The 21,058-nt window shown below is 70.6% G+C and carries 16 protein-coding genes; 10 read left to right on the top strand and 6 right to left on the bottom strand.

Annotation, left to right across the window (positions count from 1 at the left end; genetic code table 11):
• Positions 1 to 139: 139 nt before the first annotated feature.
• Entirely contained in the window at positions 140 to 883 is a 744-nt protein-coding gene (locus tag AMYNI_RS0137130) for an IclR family transcriptional regulator (protein WP_020673191.1), read from the bottom strand.
• 127 nt (positions 884 to 1,010) lie between these two features.
• On the opposite strand from AMYNI_RS0137130, the gene AMYNI_RS0137125 reads away from it, so the two are divergent.
• A complete protein-coding gene (locus AMYNI_RS0137125; protein ID WP_020673190.1) occupies positions 1,011 to 2,177 on the top strand; it encodes an acyl-CoA dehydrogenase family protein in 1,167 nt (388 codons plus the stop codon).
• Entirely contained in the window at positions 2,177 to 3,388 is a 1,212-nt protein-coding gene (locus tag AMYNI_RS0137120; RefSeq protein ID WP_020673189.1) for a CaiB/BaiF CoA transferase family protein, read from the top strand. The genes AMYNI_RS0137125 and AMYNI_RS0137120 overlap by 1 nt, the downstream gene beginning before the upstream one ends.
• On the opposite strand, the gene AMYNI_RS0137115 is transcribed toward AMYNI_RS0137120, so the two are convergent.
• Together AMYNI_RS0137115 and AMYNI_RS0137110 are read right to left on the bottom strand one after the other, a co-directional pair.
• Positions 3,375 to 4,010: a CoA transferase subunit B gene (locus AMYNI_RS0137115; RefSeq protein WP_026361400.1), complete on the bottom strand. Its 636-nt coding sequence runs from the start codon at positions 4,008 to 4,010 to the stop codon at positions 3,375 to 3,377. The genes AMYNI_RS0137120 and AMYNI_RS0137115 overlap by 14 nt on opposite strands.
• 2 nt (positions 4,011 to 4,012) lie before the next feature.
• Positions 4,013 to 4,717 (bottom strand): CoA transferase subunit A, encoded by a 705-nt coding sequence (locus tag AMYNI_RS0137110; protein WP_020673187.1) that lies wholly within the window; start codon positions 4,715 to 4,717, stop codon positions 4,013 to 4,015.
• 155 nt (positions 4,718 to 4,872) lie between these two features.
• On the opposite strand from AMYNI_RS0137110, the gene AMYNI_RS0137105 reads away from it, so the two are divergent.
• Both AMYNI_RS0137105 and AMYNI_RS0137100 read left to right on the top strand, forming a co-directional pair.
• Positions 4,873 to 5,643 (top strand): IclR family transcriptional regulator, encoded by a 771-nt coding sequence (locus AMYNI_RS0137105; protein ID WP_020673186.1) that lies wholly within the window; start codon positions 4,873 to 4,875, stop codon positions 5,641 to 5,643.
• 10 nt (positions 5,644 to 5,653) lie between these two features.
• Entirely contained in the window at positions 5,654 to 6,670 is a 1,017-nt protein-coding gene (locus tag AMYNI_RS0137100; RefSeq protein WP_020673185.1) for an LLM class flavin-dependent oxidoreductase, read from the top strand.
• On the opposite strand, the gene AMYNI_RS0137095 is transcribed toward AMYNI_RS0137100, so the two are convergent.
• A complete protein-coding gene (locus AMYNI_RS0137095) occupies positions 6,667 to 7,353 on the bottom strand; it encodes a TetR/AcrR family transcriptional regulator (protein WP_020673184.1) in 687 nt (228 codons plus the stop codon). The two genes, AMYNI_RS0137100 and AMYNI_RS0137095, sit on opposite strands and share 4 nt — an antisense overlap.
• A 245-nt stretch (positions 7,354 to 7,598) precedes the next feature.
• Here AMYNI_RS0137095 and AMYNI_RS0137090 point away from each other — a divergent pair, with 245 nt between their 5' ends.
• From AMYNI_RS0137090 to AMYNI_RS0137075, 4 genes are all read left to right on the top strand, one after another.
• On the top strand, positions 7,599 to 8,819 hold the full coding sequence (locus tag AMYNI_RS0137090) for an oxygenase MpaB family protein (protein ID WP_020673183.1): 1,221 nt from the start codon (positions 7,599 to 7,601) through the stop codon (positions 8,817 to 8,819).
• 64 nt (positions 8,820 to 8,883) lie between these two features.
• A complete protein-coding gene (locus AMYNI_RS0137085; RefSeq protein ID WP_020673182.1) occupies positions 8,884 to 10,104 on the top strand; it encodes an oxygenase MpaB family protein in 1,221 nt (406 codons plus the stop codon).
• 4 nt (positions 10,105 to 10,108) lie between these two features.
• The gene (locus AMYNI_RS0137080) at positions 10,109 to 12,394 is read left to right on the top strand and encodes a molybdopterin cofactor-binding domain-containing protein (RefSeq protein ID WP_020673181.1); all 2,286 of its coding nucleotides are present in this window, start codon (positions 10,109 to 10,111) and stop codon (positions 12,392 to 12,394) included.
• Between the two features lie 25 nt (positions 12,395 to 12,419).
• Positions 12,420 to 12,896, top strand: coding sequence for a (2Fe-2S)-binding protein (locus AMYNI_RS0137075; protein WP_020673180.1), 477 nt, complete (start codon positions 12,420 to 12,422; stop codon positions 12,894 to 12,896).
• Between the two features lie 19 nt (positions 12,897 to 12,915).
• On the opposite strand, the gene AMYNI_RS46310 is transcribed toward AMYNI_RS0137075, so the two are convergent.
• Together AMYNI_RS46310 and AMYNI_RS0137065 are read right to left on the bottom strand one after the other, a co-directional pair.
• Entirely contained in the window at positions 12,916 to 15,354 is a 2,439-nt protein-coding gene (locus AMYNI_RS46310; RefSeq protein WP_020673179.1) for an ATP-binding protein, read from the bottom strand.
• Between the two features lie 304 nt (positions 15,355 to 15,658).
• A complete protein-coding gene (locus AMYNI_RS0137065; RefSeq protein ID WP_020673178.1) occupies positions 15,659 to 16,972 on the bottom strand; it encodes a COG1470 family protein in 1,314 nt (437 codons plus the stop codon).
• 141 nt (positions 16,973 to 17,113) lie between these two features.
• On the opposite strand from AMYNI_RS0137065, the gene AMYNI_RS0137060 reads away from it, so the two are divergent.
• Positions 17,114 to 17,746 carry a helix-turn-helix transcriptional regulator gene (locus AMYNI_RS0137060; RefSeq protein WP_084628572.1) on the top strand — a complete coding sequence of 211 codons (633 nt, stop codon included), beginning with the start codon at positions 17,114 to 17,116 and terminating at the stop codon, positions 17,744 to 17,746.
• Positions 17,747 to 17,866: 120 nt separating this feature from the next.
• A complete protein-coding gene (locus tag AMYNI_RS0137055) occupies positions 17,867 to 21,055 on the top strand; it encodes a DUF11 domain-containing protein (protein WP_020673176.1) in 3,189 nt (1,062 codons plus the stop codon).
• Positions 21,056 to 21,058 lie beyond the last annotated feature (3 nt).

Here is a 21,058-nt window from a genome sequence, read left to right as displayed (position 1 = left end):
GCGGGACCCCGGGACGGCGTGCCCTTCGCAACGGTGCGAGTTCGTATTTACGAACGTCCTGTCGGATATCGGAATGCTAGGTGAGCGTTCTCGACCCGTCAAGGTGCGGGGTGGTGCCGGAAAAGGGGACGAAGCCCGGTCAGCGGCGAGCGGCGGGCGAGCTCAGACGGCGCGCGACGGCCTCCGTGGCCGTGGCGATGACCTCGGCGATTTCCGGTAGCCGGTCGGCAATCCGGGACGTCGGCCCGGCGACCGCGATCGCGGCGACGACCTCGTCACCGACCAGAACCGGCCGGGCGGCGGCACTGACATCGGGCAGGGTCTCGCCGCGGTTGAGCGCCACACCTTCGGCTCGCACGGCATCGAGTTCCGTCCGCGCCGCGCGCACCCGGTCCTCGCTTTCCAGCACTGATCGGAGATAGGCGTCCCGGCGCGCTTCGCTCCAGTGCGACAGCAGGACCTTCCCCGCGCTCGGCGGGTACAGCGGGCGCCGGATCCGCAGCGGGGCCGAGTACCGGATCGGCTGGGTCGACTCGACCGCGTCGATGTAGGTGAGCGACTCGCCGACGGCGGTGCCGAGCATGACCGTCTCGTTGAAGGTGTCCCGCAACCACTCCAGGCTCGGCCGGGCGGCGGCCGCGATATCCGGCCCGGCCGAGGTGAGCAGGCTGCCGAGCGCCGGCCCCAGCCGGTAGGTCCCCTTGTCCTCGATCAGATAACCGGTCGCGACGAGCCCCTTGACCAGTCCGAAGACCGAGGACTTGGGGGCTTCGAGGATGGCCGCGAGTTCGTGCATGCGCGCCCCACCCTGGCGCGCGACGCCCTCCAGGATCGTCGTCACGCGGCTGACGGTGCGGTGCGCCTTGGCACTGGACTCGCTCACGACCACTCCTCGTTCGTAAATACGAACCCTAGCAGCCACGAGGCTTGACCCGGCGCAACCCCGCGGCCTACGTTGGACGTATATCCGTCTAATAGTTCTTAAATGCGAACGCAGGAAGGGCAGGGCCGTGGATTTCGAGCTGACCCAGGACCAGCGGGACATCCGGGGCGCGGTGCGCGAGCTGGCCGCCGGGTTCCCCGACGAGTACTGGGCCGAGCACGACGCGCGCAACGAGTTCCCGCGCGAGTTCTACGACGCCTTCGCCGACGCGGGCTGGCTGGGCATCGCGATCCCCGAGGAGTACGGCGGGGGCGGCCTCGGCATCCTCGAGGCGTCGCTGCTGCTGGAGGAGATCGCCGCGTCCGGCGCCGGCATGAACGGCTGCAGCACGATGCACCTGACCATCTTCGGGCTCAACACCATCGTGAAGCACGGCGACGAACGGCAACGCCGCGAGATCCTGCCCGGCGCGGTCGACGGGTCGTTGCACGTGTGCTTCGGTGTCACGGAGCCGGACGCGGGCACCGACACCACCCGCATCTCGACCTTCGCCCGGCGCGACGGTGACTCCTACGTGGTCAACGGGCGGAAGGTGTGGATCACCAAGGCCGGCCAGTCGCAGAAGATGGTGCTCATCGCCCGCACCACACCCCGCGCGGAAGTCGAAAAGCCGACCGACGGGATGAGCCTGTTCCTGATCGACCTCGACTCCGACGCGGTGACGCTGCGCGCGATCCCGAAGCTGGGCCGCAATGCGGTGTCCTCCTACCAGGTCTACCTCGACGACCTGCGGGTGCCGGTGAGCGCGCGGATCGGCGAGGAGGGCCGCGGGTTCCGGTACCTGCTCGACGGGCTCAACCCGGAACGCATCCTGCTGGCCCACGAAGCCATCGGGATCGGGCGGGCCGCGCTGCGGCGCGCGGTGGGCTACGCCGGCGAGCGGGTCGTGTTCGACCGGCCCATCGGGCAGAACCAGGGCATCGCGTTCCCCCTCGCCGAAGCGGCCACCCGACTGGAGGCGGCCACCTTGATGGCCCGTCAGGCGGCCTGGCGCTACGACCGCGGGCTGCCCTGCGGCAAGGAGGCCAACATGGCGAAGTGGCTGTGCGCGGACGCCGGCTTCCAGGCGGCCGACGCCGCGATCCAGACCCACGGCGGCATGGGCTTCGCCCGCGAATACCACGTGGAGCGCTACTTCCGGGAGTCCCGGCTGCTGCGGCTGGCCCCGATCAGCCAGGAGATGGTGCTCAACTACGTCGCCCAGCACGTGCTCGGCCTGCCGAGGTCCTACTGATGGCGCGCGCACTCGACGGTCTGCGGGTGCTCGACCTTTCCCGAGTGCTGGCCGGGCCCTACTGCACCCAGATGCTGGCCGACCACGGCGCGGAAGTGACCAAAGTGGAGTCACCGGGCGGCGACGAGACGCGTGGCTGGGGGCCGCCGTTCCTCGGCCCCGGCGTGAGCGCTTACTACACGAACGTCAACCGGGGCAAGAAGAACATCGTGCTGGACCTGTCTTCCGCGCGCGGACGTGAAGTCCTCGGCGCCCTGCTCGCGGATGCCGACGTGCTCGTCGAGAACTTCAAGGCCGGCACGCTGGCCCGCTGGGGTTTCGCCGACGACGCGCTGCGGGCGCGTCTCCCCCGCCTGGTGCACTGCCGGATCACCGGCTTCGGCACCGACGGCCCACTCGGCGGACTGCCAGGGTACGACGCGGTGCTGCAGGCGTACGGCGGCCTGATGAGCGTCAACGGGGAGGCCGCCGGGCCGCCGCTGCGGGTTGGCGTACCGGTGGTGGACATGGTGACCGGCATTCTCGCCTTCTCCGGGATCCTGCTGGCCTTGCGCGAACGAGAATCCTCCGGGCTGGGACAGCTGGTCGACCTGACGCTGCTGGACACCGTGATCAGCCTGCTGCACCCGCATTCGGGCGCGTGGCTCGCCGACGGCACCCCCGGCGGGCGAACCGGTTCCGCGCACCCGTCGATCGCGCCGTACGAGAACTTCGCGACCGCGGACGGGCTGTTCTTCATCGGCGCCGGCAACGACCGGCAGTTCGCCGCACTGGCCGAAGTGCTCGGGATCGCCGAACTGGCTGGAGACGCCCGGTTCGCGACCAACCCGGACCGGGTGCGCAACGCCGCCGCCCTGCGCGAGGTGCTGCGCGCCCGGATCGCCTCGTGGCCGCGCGGCGAGCTGGCCGAACGACTGCTGGAGCGCGGGGTGCCCGCGTCCCCCGTGCACGACGTGGCCGAAGCGATGACAGCGCCGCAGGTCCGGCACCGGGAGATGGTCGTGGAGCGGGATTCCTACCGCGGGGTCGGTGTTCCGATCAAGCTCGGCCGCACCCCGGGTCTGGTCACCGGGCCACCGCAGCCGGCGGGTCAGGACACCCGCGCGGTGCTGGCCGCCGCGGGCTACGACCCCGCCGGGATCGACGCCATCCTCGCCACCGGCGCCGCCCGCGAGGCGAGCGGGCCGGTGCCGGGCGTCAGACCGGGCTGAGCACCGGCGCGGCGGTCTTGCCGCGGACCTCCTCGGCGGTGACCCCCGGCGCGGTTTCGACGAGCCGGAACCCGTCCGGCGTGATGTCCAGGACGGCGAGGTCGGTGATCACGCGATCGACCACGCCGGCGCCGGTGAGCGGCAGGGTGCACCGTTCGACGATCTTGGGGGTGCCGTCCTTGGCCAGGTGGTCGGTGAGGACGACGACGCGTCGGCTGCCGGCAACCAGATCCATCGCGCCGCCCATGCCCTTGACCATGGCGCCGGGAACGGTCCAGTTGGCCAGGTCGCCGTTCGAACCGACCTGCAGCGCACCGAGCAGGGCGAGGTCGAGGTGGCCGCCGCGGATCATGGCGAAGGAGTCGGCGGAGTCGAACACGCTGCCGCCGGGGCTGATGGTGACGGTCTGCTTGCCGGCGTTGATCAGGTCCGCGTCCTCCTCGCCTTCGTAGGGGAACGGGCCGAGGCCGAGGATGCCGTTTTCGCTGTGCAGCATGACTTCCACGCCGTCGGGAAGGTGGTTGGCCACCAGCGTGGGAATCCCGATGCCGAGGTTGACGTAGTCGCCGTCGCGCAATTCCCCGGCCGCGACAGCCGCCATTTCATCCCGTGTCCAGCCCATGGTCACACCCCCGCCTGCACGCGCACCGTGCGCTTCTCGATTTCCTTGACCCGGGGCCGCGCCTGGACGAGCCGGTCGGTGAACACGCCAGGGGTGACCACGGCATCGGGGTCGAGGAACTCGGTCATGACCTGCTCGGCTTCCACCACCGTGATCCGGCCGCAGGTGGCCACCAGCGGGTTGAAGTTGCGGGCGGTGTAGCGATAGGTGAGGTTGCCGGCCCGGTCCGCGGAGTGGGCGTGCACCAGCGCGACATCGGCGACGATGCCGCGCTCCTGGACGTAGGTCACGCCGTCGAACTCGGCGTGCGGCTTGCCATCGGCGACCGGGGTGCCCACCCCGGCACGGGTGTAGAAGGCGGGGATGCCGGCCCCGCCGGCGCGCATCCGCTCGGCGAGCGTGCCCTGCGGCGCGAATTCCACCTCGATCTCGCCGTCGAGGTACTGCTGCGCGAACAGCTTGTTCTCCCCGACGTAGGAGGCCACCACCCGGCGCACCTGACGGTTCTCCAGCAGCAGGCCGAGACCCTTGCCGTCCACGCCCATGTTGTTGGACACGATGGTCAGGTCCCGCACACCGGAGTCGCGGACGGCTTCGATCAGATCGCTGGGATTGCCGCTGAGGCCGAACCCGCCGACCGCGATGGTGCTGCCGTCGGTGAGCACGCCGCCGAGCGCCTCGGCGGCGTCAGGGTGAAACGTAGGCACGCTTCCCTCCTCGTGTTGTCCGTTGAACGAGCACCACGGGAGTCAATCCCTGTTCGACGATTCGGGTCAACGCTGGGAAACAAAGCGAGCACAACCTTGTCGGCTGGTGAACGCGGCCGGCTTAGGCGTCCACTCAGTGAACGTACAATCGGCTCATGAACTCGCCGCCGACCGACGTGACCGGGCGGATCGCCGCGGTCCTGCGGACGCTGTCCGGGTTCCCCGACAACGGCGCGTCGACCTCCCAGATCGCGCGGGCCAGCGGGCTGGCCAGGCCGACCGCGCACCGGCTGCTGGCCGGACTCGCCGAACAGGGCTACGTCGACCGCGATCACCGCACCGGCCGGTGGTTCCTCGGTCCCGAGCTGTACCTGCTCGGCGAGATCGCCGCGCAGCGCTACGACGTCACCCAGCACGCACGCGCCGGCGTGCACCGGCTGGCGGCCGCCACCGGGGAAAGCGCGTTCTTCTCCGCCCGCCGCGGCGACGAGACCGTGTGCCTGCTCCGCGAGGACGGCGACTTCCCCATCCGCTCCTTCGTGCTCTACGAGGGCGCCCGATTCCCGCTGGGCGTGGTCTCGGCCGGCCTGGTCGTCCTCGCCATGCTGCCCGACCGCGAAGTCGACGACTACCTGGCGCGCACCGACCTCACCGTCCACTGGGGACGGCAGCACAGCGCGACCGCGCTCCGCGAACGGATCGCGCGAACCCGCGAGACCGGCTACGCGGTCAATCCCGGCCTGGTCGTCGAAGGGAGCTGGGGCATGGCGGCCGCGGTGTTCAACCAGTCCGGCAAACCCGCCTGGGCGCTCACCCTCACCGGCGTCGACACCCGCTTCCGCGCGGACCGCCGCCCCGAACTCGGCGCCCTGCTGCTCAGGGAAGCCCACGCCCTCACCAAAGCACTCCGGACAGCCGGCCCCTAGGATCACGCTCATGGTCGAGTCTCGGCACACCGAGGTGCGCCTGTCGGTGCTGGACACCTCGCCGATCGTGGCCGGGTCGACCGCCCGGCAGGCGCTCCGGAACAGCGTGGACCTCGCCAGGCTGACCGACGGGCTTGGCTTCCACCGGTACTGGGTGCCCGAGCACCACAGCATGCGCGGAGTGGCCAGTTCGGCGCCCGCGGTCCTCATCGATCACCTCGCGAACGCCACCCGGCGGCTCCGCGTCGGTGCCGGCGGGGTGCTGCTGCCCAACCACGCGCCGATCGTGGTCGCCGAGCAGTTCGGCACGCTGGAAGCGCTCCACCCCGGGCGGATCGATCTCGGGCTCGGCCGCGCACCGGGCGGCGCCCAGCACGCCGTGGAGGTCGTCCGCAGCGAACGCGAACGCTCCGCGAAGACCTTCGCCCAGCAGCTCGACGAGTTGCTGGGCTACTTCACCCCGGCCGGGGACGCGCAGGTCACCGCGGTCCCCGCGGTCGGCAACGTGCCGCCGATCTGGCTGCTCGGCTCCTCGCCCACCAGCGCCGCGTTCGCCGGCGAACGCGGGCTTCACTACGCCTTCGCCCACCACCTCAACCCCGGCGCCGCCGCGGAGGCCACCCGCGCCTATCGCACGGCTTTCCAGTCATCAGCCCAAGTCACCGAACCGGCGCTGCTGGTCAGCGCGTCCGTTGTCGCCGCCGACTCCGACGAGCGCGCCGAGTGGCTGGCCGGTTCCACGCGCCTGAAGGTCCTCAGCCGGATACGCGGCAACCGCATCCGCCTGCCGAGCCCGGAAGAAGCGGCGGCCTACCCCTACACCGAGGACGATCGTGCCGAGATCGCCAAGCGGTCCGGCAGCGTCCTCACCGGTTCCCCGGAAACGGTGGCCAAGAGCTTGCAGGCCCTGCTCGACGACACCGGCGCCGACGAAATCATGGTGACCACCCCGATCCACCACCACACCGACCGGCGCCGGTCCTACGAACTCGTAGCCGGCCTCGCCGATCGGCTGCGACCGGGCTAGTCCGGGTTAGTCCGGGCCGGTTCCAGCATGGGCACGAGGAACTGCCGGGCCACCGCGGCCAACTGCTCGTCGTCGTCGAGGTCGATGACCTGGCTGGGGATCGCCAGGAACGACGTGGAGATCCGCACCATCATTTCGGCCACCAGGTCGGTGTCCAGCTCGCTCGACACGGTGCCGGCCTGTTGCTCGCTGCGGAGCTGGCCGGCGACGAACTGCCGCACGGTGGCGAGGGTCCGCCCGCCGTCGCTGATCATCGACGGCACCAGCAGGTCCGGTTCCGCGGCGATCAGGCCGCCGATCAGCGGGTTGCCCCGGATGGCGCGCAACGAGCTGACGAAGCCGAGTACCACTCGCTCCGCGGCGGTGTCCGCCCGTTCGATGTCGACGAGGAACTGGTCGAAATACCGGCGGAACTCGCGGCGCACCACGTGCTCGACCAACGTGTCCTTGGTGGCGAAGCGCCGGTAGACGGTGATCCGCGAAACTCCGGCCCGCCTGGCCACATCCTCCATTGTGGACCGGAAGATGCCGATCCTGCAGAACTGCTGGTACGCCGCGTCGAGGATGCGGGCACGGGTCTCGTCCAGGTCGTCGACCTGTTCGACCGCATCGAGGTAGGCACGTTCCAGCAGCGACGACTCCGCGCCCGACGGCGCCCCGAACACGGACAGTGCGGGTTCCACGACCACCTCCTGTGCTGATTCTGCCTCAACCACCCGACCGCCGCCCTCAGATTCTTGCGGGGCACCCGCACCCGATCGATGGGGGCATGCGCAAAAAGCCTCGCATGCCCCCATCTCAGGTCACCGTCACCTTGAGCCTTGTGATGACCGCCACGGTGTGCTGTCATGGTGATACGAAGAAGCATCCTGCGTTTCATCGTATCAGCCAGGTGCTCTCGGCCTCGACGAAGAGGAGAAGCGAAAGCATGGACGGACTCAGCAGGCGCAACTTGTTGAAGACGGGCGGAACGCTGGGCGCAATCGGTGCGCTCGGCTTCGCGGCGCCCGCGCAGGCGCGCTCACTCTGGACCTGGTCGGCCAAGGGTTCGGTGGCGGGCACCGGAGCGGGCGCCGACCCGCGGTGGGTGTGGGACGCAGAGGCCGACCCGCTGGTCGCCTCGGTGATCGACCGGGGTGACGTGCCCAGGGTCAACGAGTTGTTGCGCACCTGGACCAAGAACGGCCAGCCGTTGCCGGCCGCGCTGCCCGCGGATCTGCGGGACTTCATGGAGAAAGCGCGCCGGCTGCCGTCGTGGGCCGACCAGGGCAAGCTGGCCACCGCGGTCGAGTTCAACGAGAAGCGGGGGCTCTACCTCGGCGTGTTGTACGGGCTTGCCAGCGGCATGATGAGCACGGTCATCCCCAAGGAGGCGCGCGCGGTCTACTACTCCAAGGGCGGCGCGGACATGAAGGACCGCATCTCCAAGACCGCGAAACTCGGCTACGACATCGGGTCCCAGAACGCCTACCAGCCCGATGGCGAAATGATCGTGACCTGTGTCAAGACCCGGCTGGTGCATGCGGCGGTGCGGCATCTGCTGCCGCAGTCTCCGCACTGGTCCGACGTCGCCGACGAAGAGATCCCGATCAGCCAGCGCGACATGATGGTCACCTGGCACAGCCTGCCCACCACGGTCATGCAGAAGCTGACCGCGTGGCAGGTACCGATCCCCGACGCCGAGTCCGAAGCCTTCCTGCACACCTGGCAGCTTGGCGCGCACATGCTCGGCATCGAAGACGAGTACATCCCGAAGTCGTGGGCCGAGGCCGACTCGCAGGCCAAGCAGGTCCTGGACCCGGTGCTGGCCCCGACGACCGAAGGCGTCAAGCTCGCCGAGATCCTGCTCAACCTCGGCGCCGAAGTCGACGGCGGCGTCCTCAGCAAGCCGATCCTCGGCGCCTTCACCCGCTTCCTGCTCGGCGATCAGATCGCCGCCTGGTTGAAGATCCCCAGGGAGCCGGTCTGGGACCCGCTCCTCAACGCCGCCTGGGGTCCGTTCATCGCCGTCCGCGAAGGGCTGCTTCCCTTCCCGTTGGCACCGAAGGCTTACTGGCTCTTCGACGAGTTCCTTCGCAAGGCAGCCCTGCTCTTCCTGTCCGAAGCGCGGCCGATCAGCATCGAGATCCCGGACGCCAACCGCCCGTGAGGGCCGTTTTCCGGAACAGCAGCAACTTTTCGCAACCGGCAACACCTGAGGAGGAGCTCGGCGCATGGCGGAACTGAGCAGGCGCAAGATGTTGATCTCAGGCGGGGCTTTCGGGGCGCTCGGGGCGCTGGGCATGGCGTCCCCGGCGCAGGCGCGCTCCCTGATGGCCTGGACCTGGGCGCCGAGCGGCTCGGTCGCGGGTTCCGGGGCCGGCGCCGATCCACGATGGGTATGGGACGACGAAGCCGACCCGCTGGTCGCCTCGCTGCTCGATCGCGGCGCCGTACCCGAGGTCAACCGGCTGCTGTGGGACTGGAACCGCAACGATCAGCCGCTGCCGAAGGGGTTGCCGGAGGATCTGCGGTCCTTCATCGAGAAAGCACGTCAGCTGCCGTCCTGGGCCGACCAGGGCAAGCTGGAGACGGCGGCCGAGTTCAACAAGTCCAGGGGGCTGTACCTCAACCTGCTCAACGGGGTGGGCGGCGGCATGCTGAGCACCGCCATTCCCCAGGAGGCGCGGTCGGTCTACTACTCCAAGGGCGGCGCGGACATGGAAGACCGGGTCGCCAAGACCAGCATCCTGGGCTTCGCGGTCGGATCACTGAACGCCTACCGGCCCGACGGCTCGTGCATGGTCGACGCCGTGAAGACCCGGCTGGTGCACGCGGCGGTACGGCACCTGTTGCGGCAGTCTCCACATTGGACCGGCGACATCCCGATCAGCCAGAACGACATGCTGGTCACCTGGCACACCCTGCCGACCTTTGCCATGCGCAAGCTGCTCGAATGGCAGGTCCCGATCAGCGCCGCCGACTCCGCGGCGTACCTGCACGTCTGGCAGGTGACCGCGCACATGCTCGGCATCAGGGACGAGTACATCCCCGCCACCTGGGCGGCGGCCAACGCCCAGTCGGACACCGTGCTGCCCCCGGCGATGGGGCCGACCCGCGAGGGCGTCGAGCTGACCGACATCCTGCTCGGCCAGCTCGCCGAGCAGACCAGCCCCGGCAGCATCAGCCGTCCACTTTGCAACGCGCTCGCCAGGTATCTGGTCGGCGACGAGGTGGCCGACTGGGACGGTATCCCCCGCGAGCCGGTATGGGAGCGGACGATCGCCACCATGTGGCCGCTGCTGGTGAAGTTCCGCGAGGGCCTGGTGCCGCTGCCGCTGGTCCCGGAGGCCGCCTGGGTCCTCGACGAAGCCGCGCGCCGGTACATCCTGTTCTACCTCACCAAGGGCAAGGAGACCAAGATCGAGATCCCGACGACGAACCGTCCTGGCTGAGGTGATGAACCCGTCCATCGGGCGGCGGCGGTTCCTCGGCTACGTGCTGGCGGCCCCCACTCTGGTGGCCGCCGCCGAACTCGGCCGCACGCCGGCGGCCCATGCCCAGCCGCAAGCACAGCTGCCTTCGCCGGAACTCACCGAACTGCTCGACCTCAACGACCTGATGACCGTGGCCGCGCTGCCCACCTCGGGCCTGATCACGGTCGAGGTCGAACGGGACGGCACCGTGTCGTTCGCGCTGCCAAGGGCCGAGGTGGGCCAGGGCATCACCACCTCGACGGCCATGCTGATCGCCGAGGAACTGACCGTGCCGCTGGAACGGGTGCGGGTGACACTGGCCGACGCCCGGCCGGAGCTGGTGTTCAACCAGCTCACCGGCGCGTCGAACACGACCATCGCCACCTACACCCCGATCCGGGTCGCCGCCGCGGTCGCCCGGCACCGGCTGCTGGCCGCGGCGGCGGCCGAACTCGGCTCGCCGGTCACCGACCTGGCGCTGAAGGCCGGGTCGGTCACCGATCGCTTGCGGGGCAAGGAGATCGACATCGGCGCGCTCGCCGAGAAGGCCGCGAGCGCGCAGCCCCGGCAGGTGCCCGTGGTGCTCGCCGAGCGCGAGAACTTCACCGTCATCGGCAAGCCGCACAACCGGATCGACGCGCTGGACGCGGTGACCGGGCGCAAGAAGTTCACCATGGACCTCGCCGTCGCGGGCGCGAAACCGACGATGGTGTGCCGCCCGCCGACCATCAACGGCACGGTCGGCTCGGTGGCCAACCTCGCCGAGGTCCGCACCATGCCTGGGGTCACCGACGTCGTGGTGATCTCCACCGGGGTGGCGGTGCGCGCCGAGACCTTCGGGCAGTGCATCGACGCCGTGCGCGCGTTGCGAGTTTCCTGGAAACCCGGTACCGCGGAAGGAAAATCCGACCAGAGCGTGCTACGGGAACTGGCCGCCGCGGAGCTGCCGCTCGGGCTCGCGCCGCCGGTCCCGACCGTCGAAGCCAAGTTCACCTTCCACTTCCGCAGCAACAGCGCGCTGGAACCCAACTGCGCGATCGCCGACGTGCGGGCCGACCGCGCCGAGATCTGGTCCGCGCTGAAATCACCGATCGTGGCCAGGGAGACCATCGCGGCCAAACTGCGGCTACCGCTGTCCAAAGTGACCGTGCACGTCACCGAAGGCGGCGGTTCCTTCGGGCGCAAGCTGTTCTTCGACGCCGCGCTGGAGGCCGCCGAGGTGTCCCAGCGGATCGGCAAACCCGTCAAGCTCATGTGGCACCGCGCCGACGACTCCCGCCAGGGCCGTACCCATCCGATGGCCACGTCCCGGGTGCGCGTTGCCTACGCCGGCGACACCGTGCTGGGCTACCAGCAGCGGCACACCAGCGTCTCCACCGACCTCGGTCACGGGCTCGGCGAGGTCATCACCGCGATGGCCGCGAAGCTTCCGGTGGGCGATATCGGTTTCGCCCAGACCTTCTTCCACCTCAGCCAGGCGATGTCCTACCGGTTCGGGATCAGCACCCAGCTGCTCAGCGAAACGGGCAAGGGCTTCAACACCGGCAGCATGCGCAACGTCTACTCGCCCGACGTCACCTGTGCCAGGGAACTCATCGTCGACCGGCTGGCCGGGAAAATGGGCAAGGACCCCTACCTGTTCCGGCGGGACTTCCTCCACGACGACCGCTCCAGGGCGGTGCTGGCGAAGGCGGCTGAGGCCGGCGACTGGGGACGGCCGATGCCGCCCGGCACCGCGCAGGGCATCGCGTTCCACGCCGAGTACAAGGCCGTCAGCGCGGCACTGGTGGAAATCGACTGCCGACCGGAAACCGTCAACCGTCCCATCCGCGACGGTGTGACCGGACCACGCGTCACCAAGGCCGTGTTCGCGGTGGACGTCGGCCTAGCCGTCAACCCGCGGGGTCTGGAGGCGCAGATGATGGGCGGCGTCTCCGACGGCATCGCGCTGGCCCTGACCTCCAGCCTGCACCTGCGCGACGGGTACTTCCTGGAAGCGAGCTGGGACAACTACTTCTACACCCGGCAGTGGAACACCCCGCCCGAACTCCGGATCATCGTCATGCCGAGCACCTCCGAAAACCCGGGCGGCGCCGGGGAACTGGGCGTGGCCGCGTCGATGGCCGCGGTCGCCTGCGCCTACGGCCGCGCGACCGGAACGATGCCCACCACCTTCCCGATCAACCACGGCACGCTCTCCTTCGAGCCCAAGCCGACCGTCCCGCCCCTTCCCCCGTCCCCCACCGACGGCATGGACCACGCCCGCTGAGCCCCGCTGAAACAGGGAGAATTCCGTGCCGGAGCACACTTTTCGCGTCAACGGCGAACAGGTCACCGTTGACGTCGCCGACGACGTGCGCCTGCTCTGGGTGCTGCGCGACCTCCTCGGCATCACCGGGCCGAAGTACGGCTGCGGGATCAACGTCTGCAAGGCGTGCACCAGCCACCTCAACGGCAAGGCGGTCAATCCCTGCGCGATCCCGGTCCAGGATCTCCGGCCGTCCGACGAGGTCACCACCATCGAAGGACTTCCGGCCACCGCGGGCAAGGACCTGCACCCCATGCAGCAGGCCTGGCTCGACCACGACGTCGCCCAGTGCGGCTACTGCCAGCCCGGCCAGATCATGGCTGCCGTGGCACTGGTCCGCCGTGCCGCCGCCGAGGGCCGCGAAATCACCGGCGCCGACCTCGACGGCCTGCGCAACATCTGCCGGTGCGGCACCTACTTCCGCATCCGCGAGGCCATCCGGGCCGGCGCCGAGAACATGTGAGCCGGCGCGCGGGGTGCCGTCAGCCGGTTCGCCGTTGGGGCGCCGTGGTGTTGGCCAGCTCGGTGGAGAGCCGCTCGGCGAGCCGGGTGGATTCCGCGGTGTTCAGCTGCACGCAGATCTTCAGCGCGCGTGCCCTGGTCGCCATCGCCCTACCGGAGTCCAGCCGATCGTCCAGCAGGGCCATCCGGTGCAGCACCCTGACCTGATGCCAGCTCTCCCCGATCTCGGTGAGGATCCGCAGCGCCGTGTTGTACTGCTGCCACGCCTGGACGTCGTCCCCGGTCTCCTGGCTGCACCGGCCGCAGCCGAACAGGGCGAGCCCTTCGACGAAGGGATGGTCCGCCTTGGTGGCCAGCGCGAGCGACTCCTGGTAGGTGCGCAGCGCGTCGGCCGGGTCGCCCCCGGCCAGCACCGCGTCGCCGAGCCGGAGCAGGGCGGTCGCCAGCAGGTTCTCGTGCGGCTTCAGATCCGGGGTGCGGAAGAACTCCACGGTCCGGCGGTGCGCGTCGATCGCCTCCTCGTACCGCTCCAGCTGATGCAGTGCCAGGCCGAGGATGGACAGCGCGATGTGCTTTCCGAGCAGGTCGTCCAGCTCGTGGAACAGCGCGATGGCCGGCCGGATGTACTCTTCGGCCTCCGCCGCCTTGCCCTGCACCAGCTCGGTGCGCCCGCAGTACTGCAGCGCCCACGCCTCCTCGTTGCGGTCGCCCGTCTCGCGGGCCGCGCGCCAGGCGTTTTCGTGTGCGTGCAACGCTTCCCGGTGCATCCCGTGGATCGTGGTCAACGCCCAGCCGAGGAAGTTGAGCTGCACCGCCTCGTCCTGCCGCCTGCCCAGTGCCCTGGCCGCCTCGACCCCGTAGCCGAACACCTCACGCCAGAGCTGCCCGTCGGAGCGGATCTCGGAGTACCAGTGCATCGCGCGGCTGAAGTCGAGCACGTCGGCGTGCGCGCCGGTGCGTGCGCCATGCCGGATGGCGGCCAGCCAGCGCGGTTTCTCGGCGTCCAGCCAGTGCACCGCCGCCGCCCGGTCGGCGGCGGCGACGTCACCGGCCGCGGGCGCCGAAGCTGGCCCGGAGCCGGGTGGGGACAGCACGAGCCCGGCACGGGTGCCGGCCCGGAGCACCCAGCCCGCCATCCTGTCCTCGGCCGCGCGGATCTCCGCCGCCCGCTCCTCCACCGCCAGCCGCTCACTCGCGAACAGCTTCAGCAGGTCGTGCAGCACGTAGCTGCCGTCGTCCATGGTGGCGTCGAGGAGGCTGGCGTCCACCAGCTCCTCCATCGCGGTCTCGGTGCGCTCCACCCCGGCCTCCACCAGCACCGCGGCCAGCTCGGCGGTCACGTCCGGCCCGGCGATCAGGGACAACCGCCGGAACACCGCCCTCGTCCACTCGTCGAACTGCCGGTAGGAGACCTCGAACGCGGCCCGGACCTGGAGATCGCCCGCGGTGAGCGCGGTCAGCCTGCGCTGCTGGTCGTCGAGCTGGGCGACCAGGTGTGCGATCCGCCAGCGGGGACGGGTGGCCAGCCGGTTGCCCGCGATCCGCAGGGCGAGCGGCAGGTGACCGCACAGCTCGGTGACCCGTTCCGCGGCGTCCGGCTCGCCGATCACCCTGTTCTGCCCGATGATCGACGCGAGCAGGCGCACCGACTCGGCCGGGTGCAGCACCTCCAGCGGCACCCGCGCCACCGACTCCAGACCGGAGAGCACCCGCCTGCTGGTGACCAGGACCAGGCAGCCGGGGCTGCTCGGCAGCAGCGGCCGCACCTGCGCCTCGTCCGCGACATTGTCCAGCAGCAGCAACATCTTCCGGTCCTGCAGCAGGGACCGGTACAGTCCGGAGCGCTGCTCGATCCCGGACGGCAACTGGGTTTCGGACACCCCGAGCGCGATCAGCAGCCGGCTCAGCGCCTGCTCGGCTGTCAATCGGTCGTGATCCATGCCACGCAGGTTGACGAACAGGCAGCCATCGGGATAACGCTCGGCGAGGCGATGTCCAGCATGCACCGCAAAGGTCGTTTTTCCCACCCCTGGCGGGCCGTAGAGGCTGATCACGGTCGCGGCGCCGGTGTCCTGCCGCCCGGCGTCGACCAGACCGGTCACCACGTCCAACTCCCGCTCGCGGCCGGTGAGGTCGGTGACCGCGGGCGGCAGCTCCCGCAGCGGCCGGTCCCCCGCGGGCGGCTCGACCTCGACGGCGGGCTCCTCCACCGGACCGGCCCGTTCGCTGCCGGTGCGCAAGAAATCCGCGAGGTCCGGCTCGTCCAGTGCGAGGGCGGTGGTGAGCGCGCGAAGGGTCCGGTGCTGCGGCCGCCGCACCCGGCCGCGCTCCATGTCGCTGATCGACCGGGTGCTGATACCGGACTTCTCGGCCAGTTCTTCCTGCGTGAGGCCGGCGGCCCGCCGGTGCCTGGCCAGCAGATAAGCGAAAAGCGGAAGATCGGAACCGCCGTCCGCCATCTGGCACACCGTCCTTCCCGCGGGGCCGTCGTCACCGGACCGCCCGAGTCTGCCGGCCGCGCTGCCGATGATTTCCGCAAATGATCATGCCGTCAACGATGGCGACGATCCACCACCATAAGACTTAAAACACTTCCGGAGATCGATATTCCCAGGACCGACCCGAACAGCGCAGCGGGGCGGCAGAAACACAGGACGGGTTCTGCCTGTGGAACTTCGTGGTGCCTCCGACCCGGCCGTGATTCGCTCGGGGGGAACGGACTTCCGGGGAGGGACGATGCCGATCGGTTGCCAGGACGGCAGGTCAGCGTGGTGCGTCGCGGAGTTCACCGCTGACGTTGAGCACTTCCACGCAGCCGGCGGCCTGCTGGCCGGACGCCGGGGTCCCCGGCTTCGCGCAGGTCACGTCCGCGGCCACCGCGGCGCCGGCCGGGATCTCGATCGGCGTGACCCAGTGGTAGTCCTGGTTGCGGAAGGTCTCCAGCGCGATCGTGGTGATCACCCGCTCGCCGAAGGACACCGTGAGCACGCCTTCGTCGCCCTGGAAGTTCGCCAGCACCAGGTCGGTGACCAGGAACATCTTGCCGTCCGGGACCACGTAGGTGCCGGTGGTCCTGGCACCGCCACCGGTGCGGACGTCGATCGTGCCCGAGCTCTGCTGACCGTTCCCGTCGGCGGTGCCCGCACCGGGCCTGCCGTCACCAGCCCCCACACCGCCGGGTTGCTGCCCAGGGCGGCCGGCTCCCGGCTGCTGTCCCGCGCCGGTCGCCGCCGGCCCCGGCTCCAGCTCACCGGACTGGACCATTTCCTCCGCCTTCTGCCCCGCCGCCTCCTTCGCCGCACTCTGCACGGCGGGCCGGACCAGGGTGAACCAGGCGAGCAGCAACACCAGCAACAGGGCCAACAGGGCCAACAGCCACTTGGGCAGCACCGAAAGCTGGACGAACTCGCCGGGCAGTTCCCGCGGCTGCGCGGGTTCCTCCTCGGCCGCCAGGGAGGTCTCCGGGGTCTGGGGAGTTTCGGGAGTCACCGTGACCAGGAACGGCTTGCCGACCGGCTTGCCGAACCAGATCAGCTTCCGCGTCCGCGCGCGGAGCCGGACTTCGCTTTCCGCGCCCGGCGCGAGCTCCAGCCGATCCGGCGTGATCCGGAACCGCAGCTCCTCGGCCGGGTCGGTGGCCACCGGCGACAGGGTCACCGACGTATTGCCCCGATTGCGCAGTTCCGTGCGGAACCTGGCACTCCACCAGCTTCGGCGGCGCTGTGGCACGAGCGCGGCTTCGACCTCCGCGAACGGCTCGATGAAGACGGTCGTCTCCGGCACCGCCACCAGGTCCGGCCGCTCCACCGGCAGCACCCGCACCGCCAGCGGCATCTCGCCGGCGCGCACCTCCGGCGAGCGCGGCGGGTGCAGCCGCACGGTCACCGTCTCGGAAGTGCCCGGATACAGCGACAAACGGCCCGGTTCGACGGTGGTCCACGGCGCGCACGGGCCGACCACCTCGAAACCGTATGCCTCGACGATGTCGCTGTCGTTGCGCACGGTCAGCGTCGTGGCCGCCTCGCCGCCGGGGGCGACCGCCACGGTCGCGAGTTCCAGTTCAGCTGAAGTCGTCACCTCTCGAACGTTAAGCGGCCCGATGGCACCACGGGCAGGTAAGAGCGGGCAGCCCGCAGGCAGCGCGAGTGCCCTCACGGACACACCAGGGTTCTCCGGATATCGCGGCACACGCCGTGCCAAACCGAAAAGGGGCAGAAGATGAGCAGAGTGCCGGTAGCGGTGTACGCGGAGGACCCGATCCTCAGGTCCGGGGTGGTCCACCAGCTGCGGCCTCGTCCGGAGGTCGAGGTGCTGGCCGAGGACGCCGAAGACGCTGCCGAACGCGCGGTCGTCGCACTGGTCGTGGTGGACCAGGTCGACGAGGGCACCGTGCACCTGCTCCGCCGGCTGCAGCGCACGACCAAGGCACGCCGCGGCCTCGTCGTCGGCCGGGTCGAGCGGACCGCACTGCAGTCCGCGCTCGAATGCGGGGTCGCCGCGGTGCTGCGCCGTGCGAACGCCGACCAGGACCGGCTGGTGAACATGGCCACCGCGATGGCAAGGGGCGAAGGGGTGCTGCCCGGCGACCTGCTCGGGCAGTTGCTCGACCACGTCGGGCAGCTGCAGCGGGCCGTGCTCGACCCGAAGGGCCTGACACTGTCCACCCTCACCACCCGCGAGGTGGATGTGCTGCGGCTGATCGCCGAGGGGTTCGACACCGGCGAGATCGCCGGCAAGATGTCCTATTCCGAACGCACGGTGAAGAACATCCTGCACGAGATCACCACCCGGCTCCAGCTGCGGAACCGGGCGCACGCCGTGGGCTACACCATGCGGCAGGGCTTGATCTGAAGCGCACCCGCGATGCCCGAAACACCCCCGCCGCCTTCCCCCGGCCGTGCCTGCGCGGCCATGGAACGGCGGCCGCGCAACCGAAAGCATGTCGGGAAAGCCCGCAACCGGAGGTGGTCCGTGATCGGTAGCGCGGGTGCGTCGGCACGCACCCGGTTCCTCGTCGCAACCGTGGTACTGGCCGGCCTGCTCGGGGTGCCGGGTGCGACCGGGGCCGCGCAGGCTCCGCCGCAGGCACGGCCGCTGGATACCCCGACCAACCGCATCGCCTATGCGGGCACCCAGCACCGCAGCCTCGGCGCGGTGACCAACCCGGTGCCGGGCAACCCACAGACCAGTGCGCCGCTGCTGGGCGCCGGCCCGACGCATTTCGACCAGCAGGTCTCCGCCCGCGGCGGCCTACTGGTGTTCACCAGCCTGCGGGACGCGCCGGTGCCGCAGGTCTATCTGCGTGACACCACCGGAGCGGTCCGCCGGCTGACCGGCGGGCGCGACGCCGGGCATCCGCAACTTTCTCCCGATCTGAACTGGGTGGTGTTCGACTCCGCCGAGCCGGTGCCGGGCGGTACCGGCAGCCAGCGCGACCTCTGGCTGGCGCGCACCGACGGCAGCGGGATGCGCCGGTTGACCGAGACCCCCGGCGACGAGACCTGGCCGTCGTTCTCCGCCGACGGCAACCGGATCGCCTTCTCCGGCAACGGCGATCCACTGCGCGGGTGGGAGATCTACCAGTTTCCGGTGGCGGGCGGGCCGGTCACCCGGATCACCGACGAGCCGACCGGCGCGGCGGTGCAGCCGGCCTGGAACCCGGTGAACGACCCGGCGCACCGCGACCAGCTCGCCTACACCCTGGACGCCGACGGCAATCTCGGCGACGCAGCAGACCAGACCGTGCGCATCATCGCCGGTGGCGCGAGCCCAGGTGTGCGCGCCACCAACGGCACCCCGCTGTTCGACGGCACCAGGGCGGGCTGGCAGAGCAGGTGGCCGGTCTGGAAACCGGACGGCAACGCGCTGCTCTTCCTCAGCCTCAACGAAGTCTGCGGCTGCCCCGGTGACCCGGAACCCCGCGGCGAGGTCGACCGCGTCTACCGGGTCGACACCGACAAGGGCCTGCCCGCCACGGCCGACCCGCAGTTGCTGCTGGCCGAGAACCGGCTGGTCGACTCGCCAGCCTGGCTGACCGACGGCGGCACCGAGCGGCTGGTGGTCGCCAGAACCACCACGCTCGCCAGGAACATCGCCGGGCTGCAGGACATCCGGCCGGACGGCACGGATCCGCGGGACCTCGGGCTGCCGGTGCTCAACGAGGACCCGGCGGCCGTCACCGACTCCAACCGGCTGTTCGACCCCAGTCCCGGTTTCGACCCGTGGACCCAGCGGCAGAGCTACTCCCCGGACGGACGGCGGATCGCGGTCAGCCGGTTCGAGACCGTGAACGAGCGCCGGGTGCAACGGATCTGGCTGGTCGACTCGGACGGCGGCAACCCGGCGCCGCTGCCGATCGCGGACCGGCAGCCGGGAGACTGGGAGACCGACGCGGCGTGGTCCCCGGACGGCACCATGCTCGCGATCGCCCGCCGCTCCCCCGGTGCGCCCAACCGCGAGGGCGGCCCCAGCCGGATCGTACTGGTCAGGGCGGACACCGGTGCGGTGACCGGGATTCTGCGCAACCCCAACCCGGCCGCGGACGAGGACGACACCCAGCCGGCTTGGTCGCCGGACGGGAAGACGCTCGCCTTCAGCCGCGGCACCGTCGCGGGCGGCCCGGACGGGTCGCCGCGGGACCAGCGCATCTGGACCGCGCGTGCGGCCACCCTGGACCAGCAGCTCGACGTGAGCCGGGCGGTCTGCGGTTTCGCCTGCTCGGTCACCGACGACAGTCCGGCCTTCGCGCCGGACGGCCTCAGCATCGCCTTCAACCGGGAGGGAGACGGCCTGCTGCGGGTATTCCTGAACGGCAACCGCTGCGAAGTTCTGCTGCCCGCCGGCCTGAATTCCTGCGCCGGGGCGCTGACCGCGCCGGCAGGGCCGTTCCAGCCCCGTGACGTCTCGTGGTCACCGGACGGGAACCGGATGGTGCTGACCAGCAGGCGGGCCGCCGATCCAAACGCGCCGGAAGCGCTGTCGATCCTGGACGTGCCGAACAGGACGCTGAGCCCGCTGGGATGGCAGCTGCCCGGACGGCAGAAGGAACCCACGTGGCAGGTCGAGGTCGATCTGGCGATCGCCGCGCCGCCGGTGACCCCGCCCATCGTGACCGGTGCGCAGCAGGTCCAGGTTCCGGTCAACGTCACCAACCTTGGCCCGGCGCCTTCGCCAGGCACTGTGCTGTCCGTGTCGATGACCACCGGGCTGCGGCTGGACAGCCTGCGCTCGTCCAAGGGCCCGTGCGATCCCGGCACGCTCAACTGCGCGATCGGCCTTCTCGAACCGGGCGCCACGGTCCAGGTGGTCGCGGTCTTCACCGGCCTGGTCACCGGGGACCAAACGGTGGGCTGGTCGGTGACGGGTGCGGTGCTGGATCCGCGAACCGGCGACAACTCGGCCACCACCACGGTGCCGGTCGTGGCGCCCCCGCCTCCTCCGCCGCCACAACCCCCGCCACCGCCGCCACCGGCTCCGCAACCTCCCCCACCGCCACCACCACCTGCTCCCGCGGTGGCAAGCCCCGGGATCTCGGTGACCGCGCAACCGAACCCGGCCTACGTCGGCGGGCGCACCGTGGTGGTCTATACCGCGCGGAACCCTGGTACCGCGCCGGCCACCGGGCTCCGGATCGACCTCGGCCTGCCGGCCGGAATTCCGGTCGCCGCGCTGCCACCGGGCTGTTCAGTCACGGCAGGCTGCCCACTGGCCGACCTGCCGCCCGGCGGGACCGCGGTGCTCCAGGTGGTGCTCGCACCGAACGCCCCGCTGGACGCCACGGTGGTAACCACCCTGCGCACCACCGGCACGGACGCGAACGCCGCCGACAACGTGGCCGCCACCCCGTTGCGGGTGCTGCAACCGCGGATCGTCGCGGTGCCGCCGATCGGGAAGCCGGGCTTCGTGACTTCCGTGCGCGGGACCGACTTCCCGCCGGGGACGCCGGTCCGGTTGAGCTGGTCGCCGGGTATCACCGCGGCGGCCGCCCCGACGGTGCCCGCGGCGGACGGCCGGTTCATCGCCCAGCTGCTGATCCTGGCCAAGGACCAGACCGGCCCGCGCACGATCACCGCGGCCGGACTCGGTTTCGGGCCGGTCACCACCGATTTCCTGGTGGTGACCGGGACCTACGGCCCACCGGACCTGGTGACGCGGAGATGACAG

This window comes from Amycolatopsis nigrescens CSC17Ta-90 (assembly GCF_000384315.1).
GTDB lineage: Bacteria > Actinomycetota > Actinomycetes > Mycobacteriales > Pseudonocardiaceae > Amycolatopsis > Amycolatopsis nigrescens.
The sequence above is the reverse complement of the archived record's forward strand: the minus strand, read 5'-3'. Positions and strand labels throughout refer to the sequence as shown.

Coding starts and splice junctions, on each gene's coding strand:
- AMYNI_RS0137120 (WP_020673189.1), top strand. CDS start 2,177: ATGGCGCGCGCACTCGACGGTCTGCGGGTGCTCGACCTTTCCCGAGTG.
- AMYNI_RS0137115 (WP_026361400.1), bottom strand. CDS start 4,010: ATGGGCTGGACACGGGATGAAATGGCGGCTGTCGCGGCCGGGGAATTG.
- AMYNI_RS46310 (WP_020673179.1), bottom strand. CDS start 15,354: ATGGCGGACGGCGGTTCCGATCTTCCGCTTTTCGCTTATCTGCTGGCC.
- AMYNI_RS0137080 (WP_020673181.1), top strand. CDS start 10,109: ATGAACCCGTCCATCGGGCGGCGGCGGTTCCTCGGCTACGTGCTGGCG.
- AMYNI_RS0137105 (WP_020673186.1), top strand. CDS start 4,873: ATGAACTCGCCGCCGACCGACGTGACCGGGCGGATCGCCGCGGTCCTG.
- AMYNI_RS0137060 (WP_084628572.1), top strand. CDS start 17,114: ATGAGCAGAGTGCCGGTAGCGGTGTACGCGGAGGACCCGATCCTCAGG.
- AMYNI_RS0137090 (WP_020673183.1), top strand. CDS start 7,599: ATGGACGGACTCAGCAGGCGCAACTTGTTGAAGACGGGCGGAACGCTG.
- AMYNI_RS0137100 (WP_020673185.1), top strand. CDS start 5,654: ATGGTCGAGTCTCGGCACACCGAGGTGCGCCTGTCGGTGCTGGACACC.
- AMYNI_RS0137085 (WP_020673182.1), top strand. CDS start 8,884: ATGGCGGAACTGAGCAGGCGCAAGATGTTGATCTCAGGCGGGGCTTTC.